The 15,583-nt window shown below is 45.3% G+C and carries 12 protein-coding genes; 6 read left to right on the top strand and 6 right to left on the bottom strand.

Annotated features, from left to right (window positions below; translation table 11 throughout):
• Positions 1–93: 93 nt before the first annotated feature.
• Together DW033_RS23230 and DW033_RS23225 are read right to left on the bottom strand one after the other, a co-directional pair.
• Positions 94–1,119 carry an alpha/beta fold hydrolase gene (locus DW033_RS23230; protein ID WP_005867989.1) on the bottom strand — a complete coding sequence of 342 codons (1,026 nt, stop codon included), beginning with the start codon at positions 1,117–1,119 and terminating at the stop codon, positions 94–96.
• A 17-nt stretch (positions 1,120–1,136) separates the two neighbouring features.
• A complete protein-coding gene (locus DW033_RS23225) occupies positions 1,137–2,300 on the bottom strand; it encodes an aldo/keto reductase (RefSeq protein WP_005867987.1) in 1,164 nt (387 codons plus the stop codon).
• 160 nt (positions 2,301–2,460) lie between these two features.
• On the opposite strand from DW033_RS23225, the gene DW033_RS23220 reads away from it, so the two are divergent.
• Positions 2,461–3,357, top strand: coding sequence for an AraC family transcriptional regulator (locus DW033_RS23220; RefSeq protein ID WP_005867986.1), 897 nt, complete (start codon positions 2,461–2,463; stop codon positions 3,355–3,357).
• Between the two features lie 31 nt (positions 3,358–3,388).
• Here DW033_RS23220 and DW033_RS23215 read toward each other — a convergent pair whose 3' ends face one another.
• Entirely contained in the window at positions 3,389–4,660 is a 1,272-nt protein-coding gene (locus DW033_RS23215; RefSeq protein WP_122383210.1) for an MBL fold metallo-hydrolase, read from the bottom strand.
• 197 nt (positions 4,661–4,857) lie between these two features.
• Here DW033_RS23215 and DW033_RS23210 point away from each other — a divergent pair, with 197 nt between their 5' ends.
• From DW033_RS23210 to dinB, 3 genes are all read left to right on the top strand, one after another.
• Entirely contained in the window at positions 4,858–5,529 is a 672-nt protein-coding gene (locus tag DW033_RS23210; RefSeq protein ID WP_005867983.1) for a peptidylprolyl isomerase, read from the top strand.
• A 7-nt stretch (positions 5,530–5,536) separates the two neighbouring features.
• Complete coding sequence (locus DW033_RS23205; RefSeq protein WP_005867982.1) at positions 5,537–6,301, top strand: peptidylprolyl isomerase; 765 nt, start codon at positions 5,537–5,539, stop codon at positions 6,299–6,301.
• A 61-nt stretch (positions 6,302–6,362) separates the two neighbouring features.
• A complete protein-coding gene (gene dinB / locus DW033_RS23200; protein WP_081024208.1) occupies positions 6,363–7,451 on the top strand; it encodes a DNA polymerase IV in 1,089 nt (362 codons plus the stop codon).
• An 8-nt stretch (positions 7,452–7,459) separates the two neighbouring features.
• On the opposite strand, the gene DW033_RS23195 is transcribed toward dinB, so the two are convergent.
• Complete coding sequence (locus DW033_RS23195) at positions 7,460–10,018, bottom strand: DUF5686 and carboxypeptidase-like regulatory domain-containing protein (protein WP_005867978.1); 2,559 nt, start codon at positions 10,016–10,018, stop codon at positions 7,460–7,462.
• Between the two features lie 222 nt (positions 10,019–10,240).
• On the bottom strand, positions 10,241–13,153 hold the full coding sequence (locus DW033_RS23190) for a bifunctional fucokinase/fucose-1-phosphate guanylyltransferase (RefSeq protein WP_122383209.1): 2,913 nt from the start codon (positions 13,151–13,153) through the stop codon (positions 10,241–10,243).
• 145 nt (positions 13,154–13,298) lie between these two features.
• Here DW033_RS23190 and DW033_RS23185 point away from each other — a divergent pair, with 145 nt between their 5' ends.
• Complete coding sequence (locus DW033_RS23185; protein WP_005867974.1) at positions 13,299–13,928, top strand: master DNA invertase Mpi family serine-type recombinase; 630 nt, start codon at positions 13,299–13,301, stop codon at positions 13,926–13,928.
• Positions 13,929–14,152: 224 nt separating this feature from the next.
• Complete coding sequence (ndk, locus tag DW033_RS23180; RefSeq protein WP_005867972.1) at positions 14,153–14,614, top strand: nucleoside-diphosphate kinase; 462 nt, start codon at positions 14,153–14,155, stop codon at positions 14,612–14,614.
• A gap of 195 nt (positions 14,615–14,809) precedes the next feature.
• On the opposite strand, the gene DW033_RS23175 is transcribed toward ndk, so the two are convergent.
• Positions 14,810–15,583: glycosyltransferase (locus DW033_RS23175; RefSeq protein WP_147423697.1), on the bottom strand; the 774-nt coding region annotated here is incomplete at its 5' end.

Genomic DNA, 15,583 nt, shown 5'->3' with positions numbered 1-15,583 from the left:
AAATTTTCTATAGAATTAAAGAATTTTCCCCCTGATTTATCGGGTGAGCCCTAATGAAAACGATACTATATATATTTCCATTACCCAAAAGACCTAGTCCAAAGCTTTTGTATGTAACCATTCAGAAAGCAAATCCGCGACCTCTATATTATTTAAATCCGACATAGGGAAATGGGTATTGCCATGTAATCCTACCTCCGGTAAATGAATAACGGTGACATCCCCACCCAGATCATTCAGCATTTTTGCCCATATCTTCATCAAGTACAAACGGCGTGTCCATTCATATAACTCCGGACGCTCATCAGTCTCGGGTAAATTATCTCCATAATAAATGACGATAGGGACCTTGGTATATTCCATGAATACGGACATAGGTACTTCAATGCCTTCCATTTTCTTGGAAAGCGTAATAAACTTAGCCTCCTCCGGCAATTGCCCTTCCGGAAAAGGAACCGCTCCACCCGGTTCGTATGACGCGATAGCCTTAATGTTTCTCGTCTTAAGCAATGTATTCCATCCAACGGGCCCGCCTTGCGAATGGGTAATAAATACGCCCGGGCCTATCTTGTCGAACAAAGCGGCGTAGGCATCCGAATAGACCTCAAAATCCGTCGTGCCAATAGTCGGCGTCATTTGACGAAAATATTGGTCCAAGGTTTCCTTATCCCGCTTAAACTGTACTCCTTCAAAATAATCCGGCCAGATACCTACACGAAAACGGTTAAACCAAACCTCCTCGTCAAACGCCGGGGAAATTGTCACGCTCTCCGTACCTCTACCGGCGTTCCCTCTACGAGGCTGATCGACAAGATAGACACTAAACCCGCAACGTAAGAAAATATTCTGGAAGCCCTCACGCCCGTCGGGTGTGGTTTCCCATGTCTTAGAAAACTGCCCTACACCATGGGCGAATACCAATGGGTATTTCCTCGCTCCGACCGGCTTTTGATAAAATACGTACGCATGGTCGCCATGATAAGTATGCCCTAATGAGTCAACCAAGACCGTACCTCCAATAGCGAAGCTGCCTTGCTCATCCACCATCAGGACACGCTCATCTCGCTGTTTACATCCAACAAGCAAAAGAATGATACTAAGTATAAAAACAGGTCTCATATTTCCGATAGCTAAATCTATTTCTGTACTTTTGATTCTTGTAACGCGTTATAACGGCTTCCCACTACAGGGATAGCGGAAACCGCATCCTCCAATTCCCTCATCTCACCGGCGGTGAAAATGATATCCGCAGCACGTAAATTCTCCTCCAGATGAGACAGCTTCGTAGTCCCCGGTATAGCTACAATCCAAGGTTTCTTATTCATTAACCATGCCAAGGCAACTTGCGCGGGCGTGATCCCCCGTGTCCTCCCAAAAGCATTCAGCACTTCCACGATCCGCATATTGGCACGGATAGCTTCCGGTTGGAAACGAGGTAAATCTTGACGATTGTCGTTTTCCGGATCAAACCGAGTATACTCGTTAATCAAGCCTCCCAAAAAGCCTCGATTTATCGGACTATAAGGAACAAAGCCAATACCCAGTTCCTCACACAACGGCAATATGCTATCCTCCACGGCACGATGCATCAAATGGTATTCACTCTGTATAGCCGTAACAGGGCAGATCCTATGGGCACGGCGGATGGTATCGGCATTCACCTCACAAAGCCCGAAATGTAATACCTTGCCTTCTCTGATCAATTCGTTCACAGTCTCAGCGACGACCTCAATCGGAGTGTTCGGGTCCGCACGATGCTGGTAAAACATACCGAGAGTTTCTACTCCAAGGTTGCGAAGCGAATTCTCACATACCTTACGTATATTGTTGGGAGAACTATCTTCCTCTGTCTTGATTTGTACGCCATCCACAAACTTATGCCCAAATTTAGTAGTTACAAATACCCGGTCCGAATAACCTTTCAACGCTTCGCCAACTAATCGTTCATTCGTTTGATAACCATAGCTCTCTGCCGTGTCGAACAAAGTAACGCCACGATCGATGGCCTCATGTACCAAAGCGATTACTTGCTTCTTGCCGGGATGCTGGCTGCGATGATAATTCAATCCCATACAACCGAAGCCAATAGCCGATACGACCATGGAAGCCGTACCGCTTCCCAAGGTTCGTTTTGCGCTAATTCCAGCCGCGACCTTACTACCTAAAGCCAAGGGCTCTTGCTTATCCCGGCTCTCATTAGCTACCATTTCATTGGATATAGAAGAAACACACATCGCGGCTCCCGACAGCATCGCCGACCTTAAAAATCCCCGACGATTTATTCCATTGTACTTTCTCATAACTTATGATCTTTTAATAAATAATCTATTTGTCGCAAAAATACCATGTTCCGACATCCGGACATGTACCAAAAATACGGATAGATATACCAATTTCATCGCTCGGAAGACAAAAACATAGGAAAAGAAGTACATTTGCGAAAACTAAAGAGATTAAGCCATGAATGAGATAATGAATATCAACACAGTACAACAATACAACGATTATTTCGGCATAGAAACCAGACATCCATTAGTCAGCGTTATTGACGGACGTGAAGCAAAACCCCTGCGCTTTTGCAGAAAGCTATATAACCTTTATGCTATATTGCTGAAAGACACGGACTGCGGGCAACTGAAATATGGACGAAGTATATACGACTATCAAAAGGGAGCGATGCTCTTTCTTGCCCCGGGCCAAGTATTGGGTTCGGAAGACGATGGATTATTACACCAACCGGAAGGATGGGTATTGGTATTCCACCCCGAGCTTTTACGAGGAACGCCATTGGCCCATATCATGAGGGACTACTCCTACTTCTCTTACTATGCGAATGAGGCCCTTCACCTTTCGGGACAAGAGCGCAAAACGGTGATCGAATGCATGGAAAGGATAAAGGAAGAACTGCAATACCCTATTGATAAGCACAGTAAATCATTGATAACAGATAATATAAAGCTATTCTTGGATTATTGCACACGTTTCTATGACCGCCAGTTCATCACACGTGAGAATACGAACCAAGACACATTTGCCCGATTCGAGGCATTATTAAACGAATACTTCAATTCAGGAAAACCAGCCCTATATGGGATACCGTCCGTACCCTATTGCGCGGAGAAACTCTGTTTGTCCCCTAACTATTTGAGCGATTTGCTGAAAAAGGAAACTGGCTTATCGGCATTGAAACACATCCAGCAAAAAACACTGGAGATTGCCAAGGAACGAGTGTACAATACTAAAAAGACAATCAGCGAGATCTCCTGCGAGTTAGGATTTCCTTATCCGCAGCACTTCAGTCGATGGTTTAAAAAAATGGCAGGCTGTACGCCTAATGAATATAGAGCGGCCAATTAATAGGTTTCCACCAGCCTGTCATCCGAACCTGTCAATTATACTCCTTATCCGTCACAGCCCGAAGTTGTACGGCATGATTCTCGATCGCATGTTCCGTAATGGTCATACATACGATAGAGCTACCCGGTGTCGCCCCATTCCAATGGCGTACATTAGGAGGTGTCACGATCACATCGCCTTTCCGGATCACACGTTTCTCTCCTCCTTCCTCTTGATAATATCCTTCTCCATCAAGTACTAACAAGGTTTGCTCGGCATCCGGATGGTAATGCCAGAAATTACGACTGTAAGGTTTGAATATAAAATGTGCGATCATCGTATTACCTGACTCCTTCAACAAGGAGACATAGACATCCCCCGTATTATACTCCGACGAAGCCTTTGCGTCGGCAGGGAAAATCAAGGTTTCGGCACATTGTTCACCCTCGCTAGAGCTGAGAGCTACAAGGTCAAAAGCTTCTCCCGGGGCTAAGACATGAACACGTTCCGGATTACGGATACGCCCTTCTAGCATTTTAGGGTCAGCATTAAATGGTTTCATATTGGGAGCATCCACCGTTCCCCAATGAGACAGGAGAAGCTGCGCTTTAGGATAAGCATTTGCGATCTTTATGGCTCCCTCCAATCCTATATGCCATGAATCTTCCGAGAAATCAAAGAAAATCACGTCCGGGGCAGGTAATTCCAAGAACTCAGGAAGAAAGCGGGAATCTCCCGGTGCCCAAATTAAGCCATCCAGTGTTTTCATGAGGAAACCACAATAATCTTCAACCTTAAATTCACGCGTATATCCCGGATACTCATTTTGCCACGTATGGTAAGCCGGGGTTAACTTGATAGAAATCGGACCGACATTAAAAGTCTCCCCGATACGATGTCCGAAAGAGTTCAAACCCTGTGTTTCCATCAAAGAATCCACGTAGAATGTAGAATGATATTCCCGGCATACAGAAGACATTTCCGTACAAGTAGGAACACTGTAATGATCATTGTCGCAATGAGTAATCAATACCGCATCCAAATGGGGAACATCTTTAGGGGCGATCGGCATATTTATTAACAAAGGTATATCAAATCCCTTCAACATAGGATCGACCATCAAACACGTACCACGGCTATTAATCAGAAAGCCAGCGTTCCCCAACCAGCGTACAACCGTATGCCCGGTTAGCTCAAAAGCCTCTTTGCCGAAAGGTTGTGATGCAGGAGGGATGGCTTGACCCTTTTCATTATAAGAAAACTGAGCCTTTATGTTTAAGACAATCCCCCCTAAAATTAAAATAGCTAAGATACTTGCTCTCATAGTATATTGAATTTAGAGTTTTAAATTTCTATGACAAAATTACCTAGATTCAACATAAAACGATGTGCATATATTACAGATGTTTGTAACGCTATTACGGTTTCCTACCAAAGAAATCATGTTTAGACCTATTCCTTTGATCATAGATATCGATATTTATTCTTATTTTTGTCCATCTAAAACTAATAGAAATAAATATGAGACGGATTCTTACGATGTTGTTTGTTTCGGTATTTATGCTTTCGCTATGCCCGCTGCATGCGCAAGAGACTGAGACATTGGTGCTGATTGATACGGATATGGGTAAGATCAAGGTGAAACTGTTCAACGACACGCCGTTGCACAGGGATAATTTTATCAAGAACGTAAAAGAACACCGTTACGATGGATTATTGTTCCATCGGGTTATCAAGCAATTCATGATACAAGGAGGCGATATCAACTCGAAAGACGCTCCTTTGGATGCGCATCTGGGCGACGGAGATCTAGATTACACCATCCCCGCAGAGTTCGTGTATCCGAAATATTTTCATAAGCGGGGAATGCTCTGTGCCGCACGTACCCCGGATGAGGAAAATCCTGAGAAGGCCTCATCTGCGACTCAATTCTATATCGTGACCGGAAAGTTCTTTACGGAGATGGAGCTAGATAAGATGACCAAGGAGAAAGGCATCGAGTTTACTCCGGAGCAAAAAGAAGCCTATATGCTGGAAGGCGGAACGCCTCATCTGGACGGGAACTATACGGTATTCGGAGAGGTTATACAGGGTATGAAAGTCGTGGATAAGATACAGTTCGTCGAGACGAACGCCGATGACAGACCCACGAAGAACATAAAGATCAAGTCAATGAAACTCATAGAAAAATAAGTATAAAATGGAAAATCAAGCAACTGAGACAAGGGTGCTTATGCACACCAACAAAGGAGATATAAAGCTGAAATTATATAACGACACGCCATTACATCGTGATAACTTTATCAAGTTGGTAAAAGAAGGGCAATATAACGGCTTGCTGTTCCACCGTGTGATCAAGGATTTCATGATACAAGGAGGTGACGTAACTTCCAAGGATGCCCCGATGAACAAGCAACTGGGAGCGGGCGATCTGGGCTATACCGTTCCCGCCGAATTCCGTTACCCGAAATATTTCCACAAGAAAGGAGCCCTTTGCGCCGCACGTACCGGAGACGAGGTGAACCCGGAAAAGGCCTCTTCCGCCTCCCAATTCTATATCGTAACGGGGAAAAAGTATTCGGAACAAGAGTTGAACCAGATGGAAAAGCAACTGGAAGGCCGTCTGAAACAAGAGATATTCGCCCGCCTGCAAAACGAGAACAAGCCTAAGATCATGGAATTCTATCGCAGTGGTAACAAGGAAGAACTGGCGATCCTTCGTGATACCTTGATTGGCAAGACCGAGCTGGAGGCCGAGAAGCGGAAAGACGAGGTAAAGTTAAACCCGGAACTCCGTGAGGCTTACAAGAACGAAGGTGGCGTACCGTTCCTCGACAATCAATACACGGTTTACGGCGAAGTGGTAGAAGGCATGGATGTCGTAGACGCCATACAGTCCTCCAAGACCAACAAGCAAGATCGTCCGACCGAGAATATCGTCATTAACTCCGTAGAGATCTTATAATGCGATTATCGGCTTCATAAACAGACGAAGGGTTATCGTAAATACCAGTAATAAAAGAGCTATCTTGAGAAAGATCATACATATCGATATGGATGCCTTTTATGCCTCGGTGGAACAACGAGACAATCCGGAGTTGCGAGGAAAACCCCTAGCGGTCGGGCATGCGGAGCAACGAGGCGTAGTAGCCGCCGCTAGCTACGAAGCACGGAAATATGGGGTACGTTCCGCAATGGCGTCTCAAAAAGCCAAACGTTTATGCCCGGACCTGATATTCGTACACGGAAGGATGGACGTATATAAATCTGTCTCACGCCAGATCCACGAGATCTTCCATGATTATACGGATATCATAGAACCGCTTTCCTTGGATGAAGCCTTTTTGGATGTCACTGATAATAAACGAGGCATCTCTCTCGCTGTAGATATCGCCAAGGAGATCAAGAAACGGATCTGGGATAATTTGAACCTGATAGCGTCAGCGGGAGTCTCCTACAACAAATTTCTAGCGAAAATAGCCTCGGATTATCGGAAGCCCAATGGATTATGCACCATCCATCCAAGCCAAGCCCTCGATTTCATAGCACGTCTTCCCATTGAGTCCTTTTGGGGAGTAGGCCCCGTAACAGCCCGGAAAATGCATACACTCGGTATCCACAACGGGCTGCAATTACGGGAATGTTCGGGGGAGATGCTTACCCGCCAGTTCGGAAAGGCGGGAATACTTTATTATGAGTTTGCCAGAGGTATAGACAACCGTCCCGTAGAAGCGGTACGAATCCGGAAGTCGGTAGGTTGCGAGCATACGCTAGAAAAAGATATCTCCCGCAAATCCTCTGTTATCATCGAGCTTTATCACGTAGCGACCGAACTTATCGGCAGGCTGGAACGTTCCGGATTCAAGGGAAACACACTGACCTTAAAGGTCAAGTTCCACGATTTCAACCAAATCACGAGAAGCCTCAGCCGTCCGGAAGAGTTAACAACCTTAGATAAGATCCTTCCCTTGGCTAAGGAATTACTGAAAGAAGTGGAATATACCGAGCATCCCATCCGACTGATCGGCCTATCCGTATCCAATCCCGTAAAAGAGGAGCCTCATACGAAAGACCGTTGGGAACAATTAAGTTTTGAGTTCAGCGACTGGAAATAACACTTGCCCTAGAAGGATAGCTTCATCATAAAACGTATACCCTTTGTCTGGATGCCCGGATGATCCTTATAGGTCAAACGCCATACATAATCCAAACGCAAGAACTTAAAGATATTCTCGATACCGACACCCGCCTCCATATAAGGAGTAGACGGGTCCATCAGGTAAGAGCCCTGCGGGAATAAGAACAAGCCCTCATTTTGCTCACCGATATACGGATTATTCTTATCCGTCAAGTGACCGAACATACCCCGGAAGGAAAAGACCTCCCTCCATTTTAACTTCTTGATAAGCGGAATACGGTTCAATAAGGCTCCGTTCATGAAATAAGTAATATCCCACGAAGCGTACTCATCATTGATGAACTCCATCGCGTTCATATTCGTATAAGATTCCGGTTGCACCAAATACGACAAGTTTGCGTTTGGCAAGATCAACAAAGGATAAGGGGCCTTTGTCCAAACTTTACCTGCTTTAGCGAGAATATCCACATAACCGAAAGCAGAGAACCAGAAGCGTTTCTGAATACCGAGCTCCGTCTTCTGATAATCATACGAACTACCTAATACATCTTGGAAAGCCATCGTATGGTTCAAGGTGAATACCGGTGCGTCAAGCGTAATCGGATAACGGTAATTACGAGTCTGATAGAATTTCTCATTCGGGGCGAAACGGAACTTAAACTCCACTTCCGACATCCGGTAGGAATCGGTAGCCGTGATCTGGCCATCCGGACCGATACGGTCGAACGCGGCGTAACCGGTTGAGTATTCCTTAAAATTCCGAAGTACCGCCCCATAAGCCCAGCCGTTATAATGCTCACGGTAATACGTCAGTTCCATATTCCTTAAATAGGTGGCACGCGTATCTTTCTGCCGCTTCAAGGCCAAGAACATATTATCCTTGTTGGTATACATATACTGCTGACCTAACTGGTTGATATCATATAGGTACTCGAAGCGAATAGAATGCACGGGAAATTCTTTCCGATAATCCTTCTTATCGATAAAAGAATATTCTACGATACCATCATATTTCAACTTGCGGTCTTTCGATCCATAAGCCAAATAACCATCCAAGAAAAGACGTTTACTGAACGCCGTTGTCGTGGTTCCACCGACACGGAAGCGGGCCCCCTCAATCGCGTTACCACTGATATAGGTGTTCATCGGACCAAACTCGAACTTGCTCTTCTCCGGAATCTTATTCGTCGCGATATAACCGGAGGTAAGGATCGAAACAACCTTCTCCGTCACATAGAAAATAGGAACGGAACGAAGTTTCGCCATTAGCAACTCCACGTTATTCTGCTTGCGAGTTCCCGCCTCAGTAGGACGATTCTCCTCCCAGAAATCCGCCGAACGGCGATAAGCTTCCATCGGTATAATAATAGGTGCGCTCTCCTCGAATACTTTAGGATCATCGGGTCCCTCAAACGCTTGATTCGAATAGATATTCAAACGGCGGGCATACATTCCTTTCGATTTCTCCGTCAATTTGAAGTCCACGTTGATATCATCTTTCGTAATGATACGAGTCCCATCCGGGGCACGGTCGAAAGTCTGCTCGATCGTCATTCCACCGACAAAATTCAAGTTGATCTTCTTCGGGACATTCAACTTAACCTTCTGCACGAAATAAGTAGAATCCAACGTGATAAAAAGATGTCCCGTAAAACCGAACGTCTCCGGAGTAAACGGAGCGAAACCCAAATCCACGCACTTCTGTCCGGCGACCTCCACCGTGTCTAGCAAATAATATTTATAGAAGTTAGGCCCCATCGTAGACATAGGACTAACGAAACGGTTCAAGAACAAAGGAATATCATTCTGGAAGATATTCACTTCCCGGAATACCTCATTCAAGAACTGTTGCATACCGTCTCGTGAGAAGACCTCATCCACACCAGCCGCTTTCGTAGCCAGAACGACCCTCTTTTCCGTCTTCGGGTCTTTACGGTAATAAACGGTCTGGATTTTCTCACGTTCGGATACCGGCAAGATCGTCTTTCCCACCTCCAACGTATCGATAAACTCAGTCAAGAAGTCAAACTTTCCCGCCTTTCCATCCTTTTTCGGTTTCGGTTGGTAATCGTTCATAGCGAAGACCATCTTCTCGTATTGATCATACCGAAAATAATCATGATTACGAGGATCGTTGCTCTCCCGACGTGCGATAGCGTTTTTGATAAAGGTAACCGCAGGATTATCCTTCTTCCGATATCTTTCCTTTCCCGGCTTGATAATCACCTCCGACAAATTAATACTTGTCGGAGCTAACTGAATCTTCAAATGTTCCGCTTTACCCGGAACGAATTTCAATTCTTTCTCCGTATAACCCAGATAAGAGACCTGTAAAGTACGTACCTTAGATGAAGAGGAGAGCGTAAAAGCCCCATCCAGATCTGTCGTAGCACCTATCGTAGTTCCCTTCAAAATCACAGCCACATAAGGCAAAGGTTCTCCCGTAATGGAATCAGTCACGATTCCTTTTATCATGTAGTTCTGGCTCTTCGCTACCCAAGCGAACGCCAATAAAAGCCATATAAAAACAATTCTCTTCCCCATCAGATCTGACACCTCATTAAACTCCGCAAAAGTACAACAGGATCATTTATATAAATGTTCCAAAACACATGCAATATATTCCAATTAGCAACAAAACAGGCAAAAATACACACGTATATACGCAACGCCCCTCAGCAGTATAGGCATAGGCCTGTATCTATACCAGCGTAAGCCAACACCTATACTGGCGTGTGCCCTCGCCTATACCGGCGTGGCACGAACCTACGAACGACTAATCTGAAGCCCCTTATTCGACAAGCTCATCTCCACGAACCGGGCGTTCGAATTGGGTGGAGAAAGAGTCAATATCTTTCGGATTTGCAGGGCCGCACCCGGGTCTTTCGCTACGATATATAAGTAACCACCACCGCCTGCTCCCGGAAGTTTATATCCCAAGGCATAAGCCTGTATCTTGGAGATAATAGCTTCCACCGCCGCCGGATTCGTTCCGGAATCGAGTGCCTTATTTTGCTCCCAAGTCTTTCCGACCAATTTACCATAAGTCACGAAGTCTCCGCATTGGATCGCCTCGTACATATCAAGCGCATGAGCTTTCATCTCGGACAAAAGACCTAAATGCGCCTCGCTATTCAAGAACATACCTCGTACGATTTCCGATAAAATATCTTTCGCCGTACGAGTAATTCCCGTATAATAAAGAAGATGACAAGGCCGGTATTCCGGATCAGTAAACAAGTATTCCGGCAGCCAACGTACCAAAGGATTCTGATTAAAACCCTCGTTCGTTTGCAAGAGTTTCAAACCGTGCAATACGCCACCGTATTGATCTTGCCATCCCCCGCCGGTAGTCAGTAATTGTTCTAAAATCAAAGTGCGGTTTCCGATCTCATTCTTATCCCAAGCCAAGCCACAAAAATCAGAGATAGCGCCCAACACAGTAGTTGCGAGGATCGAGCTAGTGCCTAAACCGGAACCCGCCGGTATCGCCGCCAACAAGGTAATCTCCAGCCCGCTACCAAAAGCTTCCAACTGGACATCCAAAGAAGCATAAGCCTCCGCCGAGAATTCCGGGATAAATCCCGCCAAGGCCAAAGCCGCTTTCGGGATGGAAAACGGCGATCCTACCTTATTATAATCACGAAGCTCGTCCCATGAGGAGATAACCTCCATCGCTCCCAGATCGATCGAGCGAAGGATAATCTTATGGGTATCGGAAGGCTTGATATAGACTTGTAGCGGTGGTTGCCCGTTTAACTCGATCGCCACGTTCACCACGTTTCCACCCGCATATAAGCAATAGGGCGGCGTATCTGTCCACCCACCTGCCAAATCGATACGTACCGGACTACGTCCCCATACGATCTGGTCCCGATAGACATTCAAACACGGCTGCTGCTTACTTCCGAGGACGGAACCGACCAGCCCCTCCCGCAACAAAGCGAAAGCCTTTTGCTCCTCCTCCTTATACGTTTCCCCCAAGATCTTCATCACCTGAGAGCGGAACATATGATTATGTATCCTTTTCATCAACGGATTATCCTCGGAAAGAGCTTTCGGTAAGACAATCTTGTCTTTGGCGAAGCTTTCCGCCGCATCCGAAAGATCCAATTGATAGAATACACTTTTCTCATGATTAGCGGCCAATAATGACCAGTCTTTTTTACGGAAAACTTCTCGCTGAGCTACTAAACGGCGTAAATTCGCTTGATCGGACAAATCATTCGCCGATAATTTTCGGGCGGAAAGCCAAATAAACTTTCCCTCTTCTCTATCCGGCTCCGTAATCATCCAGCGCAGCACTTTTCCCAGCTCATCCACGGTTTGGCAAATAGGGAACAAAGGTGCGTTTTGTATATCCTCATTCCCTCCCAAGGTGATCCCTCGCTCCATCGCCCAAGTCAAGATAGGTTTCCCCATAAACAAGGTAGACACATCAGACAAGGCCCCTTTAAACAAGTCATTAAAACCATAGGGCCTTGCCGCCCAATTAGCTTCCCCTACCGGGACAACATCTACACAGACACCTTCCGGAAGAGATAAGTTCCAATTATTCTCCGGAACACCCGTTATAATTTGCTGGCCACGTAACGTCCAATTCTCACCGATATAACTATTCTCTATCCATAATTCCGAATTCTCAGCGGTCAATTTCTGGTGTAACACCGCATTCTGCACAAACATGGCGGGATGTGGTTTCACCTTACGCTGCATGATCGCACGTTGATCCCTAACTAAGTTCTGTACCGCCAATGTAGAGGAAATCAACTCACGGCTAGTTCCATAATGATAGAACTCTCCACCCGGAAGCGGCAGAATCGCTACTGAAAGCTGATTTAACTCCGAGTCCGTGATACGTGGATTCTTCCCCAAGGCCAACCCGAACTCAGCATATAAATCATACGCCTTCATCACCTTGCCATCCTCGGTATAGGAATGTTTCATTAATAACCGCACCGCCTTGTCGCTTAGCAGCCAGATACCGATATCCATCAAGAATAAATGACTACCCGCCAATTCCCCCAAAGTTTCCAACGAAGGCTTCTGTAGCATGAAGTCCAGAGTGTCCGGAGACTTACGGCTCGATACAAAAACCCCGTGATTCTTGGCCAACGAAGGCTCGACCCATAAACCGTAACAAACCACATCTACCTCAGGAATCTCCTGCAAAGGCTGGTTAGCACGGATATATACGTCACCGCTAGCGATCAAGGTATGAAGCGATTCCGGTGCCTTTTTCATGATCCGTTCATAAAGAGGTAATTGCAAGGACAATAAGTTCTGGGATAACCTCTGCCCTCTTGCCCAGCGAAACACAGGGATCGGAGTCAATATTTTCCCGGATGGCGCATATCCGGGCAAACGGCGGCTTTGCCCTCCGGCATGCAACAAGATACGCTTCTCCTGTCCCAACCACTCTTCCGTCGATACATCCGGAGCCTCTTTTCGCCGGGAGGCCTCCAACAACCAAGTCGTTCCTCCCCCGGATCCTAAGCGGGCGCCTACCGGATCCGAGGTGCAAAACCATTCCTCTGTACTTACATGCTCTACCGCATGGAAACAATCTACCAAATTTGGAGGTAAAGACAATAACTTTTTCATACCCATGATCATTCTAAGACTCCATCTTATTTTTCGAAAGCAAAAGTAACTTAAATTTTCTATACGGATATCCATTAACCCTTTTTATTACAATTTGTATGGAGTTCAAACCCACTCAACTTCTTTAACACACCCATAAAAAAGTTTGTTTTTACTAAAACGCACTATCAATCAATCCGTTTCCAGTATCTTGGTTGTTGTTTAATTAAATATAGGACATATGGTATACGGTTATGTAAGAGTCAGTACAGACAAACAAACTACTGAAAACCAGCGATTCGAGATTGAGAAATTCACAAAATCGAGGAACATGAGAATCGACAGGTGGGTAGATGAGACGATCAGCGGGACAAAAGTAATCGCCGATCGCCAACTTGGTAAATTATTAAAGCAAATACGTAAAGGCGACATCCTGATCACGACGGAACTGTCACGTCTCGGACGTAATCTTATGCAAGTTATGAGCTTCCTTCATCAATGTATGGAAAGAGACATCATTGTATTTACGGTAAAGGAAGGTTACGAACTCGGAAATAACATTAACAGTAAAATCTTGGCATTCGCATTTAGCCTAAGCGCCGAAATTGAACGCAACCTGATTTCGCAACGAACGAAAGAAGCGTTGGCTCGGAAAAAAGTGCAAGGTGCCAAACTGGGCCGTCCGAAAGGAGAGCGACCGGAAACCTGTAAGCTAAAAGGTAAGGAAGAGATGATCTTGCAGTATATTAAAGAACATAAGACTAAAGTATATATCAGCAAGAAACTGGGAGTAAACCGGCAAACCTTGAGGGAATTTCTCAAGACTCATCCGGAAATTCCACGAAAATGGAAAAGAATACAGAAGGATTAACAACTCAAGCAACAATTAACGTATGTTAAATTAGTTTAGTTTAGCAGACTTATCGCTCGTTTATTTGTTTATTCCCATTAACTTGCGGAGGAATAAGATAGAAATATACTTGAAATATCCTAAAAAACATTTCATCCTTTATTCCTCTATCATTCATAAAACGCCGCAAGGTTAACATGTATTCAAGACATCAAACATTTGTTTAATCTTTTAATATAAATCTTATGGAAAAAACATTGGTTATTTTAAAGCCTTGTACCGTTCAGCGAGGGCTGATCGGTGAAATCGTAACCCGTTTCGAAAAGAAGGGACTCCGTCTGGCCGGCATGAAGATGGTTTGGCTGACTGACGAGATCTTGAGTGAGCATTACGCCCACCTAAAAGAAAAGCCTTTCTTCCAACGGATCAAGGACGCGATGAGTGTATGCCCGGTAATTGTATGTTGCTGGGAAGGGGTAGATGCCATACATGTAGTAAGAACCTTGGCCGGCGCTACCAATGGTAGAAACGCCGCTCCCGGTACGATACGGGGAGATTATAGTATGAGCGTACAAGAGAATATCGTACACGCATCAGACTCACCGGAGACAGCCGAGATCGAATTGAAACGCTTCTTCAAGGATGACGAGATATTCGATTATGAGCTGAAAAACCTATTGAGTCTTTACGCCAATGACGAGTTTTAAATAAAAAAGAATAGCCGGAAACGAGAGAAATCATTCTCACCTTTCCGGCTCTCATATTTAGAAACCAACATCCTATTCTCCCGAACTGAATGAACAACCTAATTACTAATCTAAAAATCTAATACCATGAAAAACACACTACTATATCTATAACAGGGCATCCCCGCAAAATGTTTAAGGGATTTCATCCTGAAATTAGAAAGCCGATAAAAAACGTTTGTACGCCTCCAGTTGCCTTTCAAAACAGAAAGTTGTCTGGGATAATCTTAAGCAGTTCGCTTTTAGCTGTCGATACTCCTCATCCGGCAAGTGGCTCATGGCCCGTATATTTTTAGAAAGTCGCTCATAATCTCCGGGGGCCGAGACAAGGCCCAACTGATTCTCCTTTACAATCTCCTCGCCCTCGCCGCCTCCACAAAACAAGATAGGAACGCCTAACGGCAGCAAGTCAAATAATTTAGAAGGTACGGCTCCTCTTATACGAACCGTCAAGGGGATAATGGAGGCATGGTAACGTGTAAGCTCCTCACGCATCCGTTCCTTGGGCAAAGAGCCATGATAAAAGACCCCTTTATCATGTGTCCTCACATAATCCTCTATCTCCAAGGCTTGATTGCCCCCTCCAAATAAATGAAGCTCCGCTCCCATCCCTTTAAAATCGATACGCTCTATCAACTCCAATATATTCTGCGCCACGCCCAGCAAACCGGCATAGACGATCCTGAAAGGCTTTCGAGAAGAAGGGGGTTGATTCGGTAAAACAAAACGATGCTGCAAATTCCGATACAAGAACGAGGCCTTGCCCGGCTCATACCGTTTTATATAATCCACGATCTCCTTACTCTGCCCTTGACAGGCCGTGGCCTTACGATAAAGGAAACGCTCGATACGCCCCATCACCCTATGATAAACGCCCCCCTCTTTCATGGCCCCCAGCTCCACGGCCGACAATGGCCAAAGGTCTGAGAC

It is taken from the genome of Parabacteroides sp. AF39-10AC (genome assembly GCF_003635405.1).
GTDB lineage: Bacteria > Bacteroidota > Bacteroidia > Bacteroidales > Tannerellaceae > Parabacteroides > Parabacteroides distasonis.
The sequence above is the reverse complement of the archived record's forward strand: the minus strand, read 5'-3'. Positions and strand labels throughout refer to the sequence as shown.

Coding starts and splice junctions, on each gene's coding strand:
- DW033_RS23205 (WP_005867982.1), top strand. CDS start 5,537: ATGGAAAATCAAGCAACTGAGACAAGGGTGCTTATGCACACCAACAAA.
- DW033_RS23225 (WP_005867987.1), bottom strand. CDS start 2,300: ATGAGAAAGTACAATGGAATAAATCGTCGGGGATTTTTAAGGTCGGCG.
- DW033_RS23185 (WP_005867974.1), top strand. CDS start 13,299: ATGGTATACGGTTATGTAAGAGTCAGTACAGACAAACAAACTACTGAA.
- DW033_RS23220 (WP_005867986.1), top strand. CDS start 2,461: ATGAATGAGATAATGAATATCAACACAGTACAACAATACAACGATTAT.
- DW033_RS23215 (WP_122383210.1), bottom strand. CDS start 4,660: ATGAGAGCAAGTATCTTAGCTATTTTAATTTTAGGGGGGATTGTCTTA.
- DW033_RS23210 (WP_005867983.1), top strand. CDS start 4,858: ATGAGACGGATTCTTACGATGTTGTTTGTTTCGGTATTTATGCTTTCG.
- ndk (WP_005867972.1), top strand. CDS start 14,153: ATGGAAAAAACATTGGTTATTTTAAAGCCTTGTACCGTTCAGCGAGGG.
- DW033_RS23230 (WP_005867989.1), bottom strand. CDS start 1,119: ATGAGACCTGTTTTTATACTTAGTATCATTCTTTTGCTTGTTGGATGT.
- DW033_RS23195 (WP_005867978.1), bottom strand. CDS start 10,018: ATGGGGAAGAGAATTGTTTTTATATGGCTTTTATTGGCGTTCGCTTGG.
- DW033_RS23190 (WP_122383209.1), bottom strand. CDS start 13,153: ATGGATATCCGTATAGAAAATTTAAGTTACTTTTGCTTTCGAAAAATA.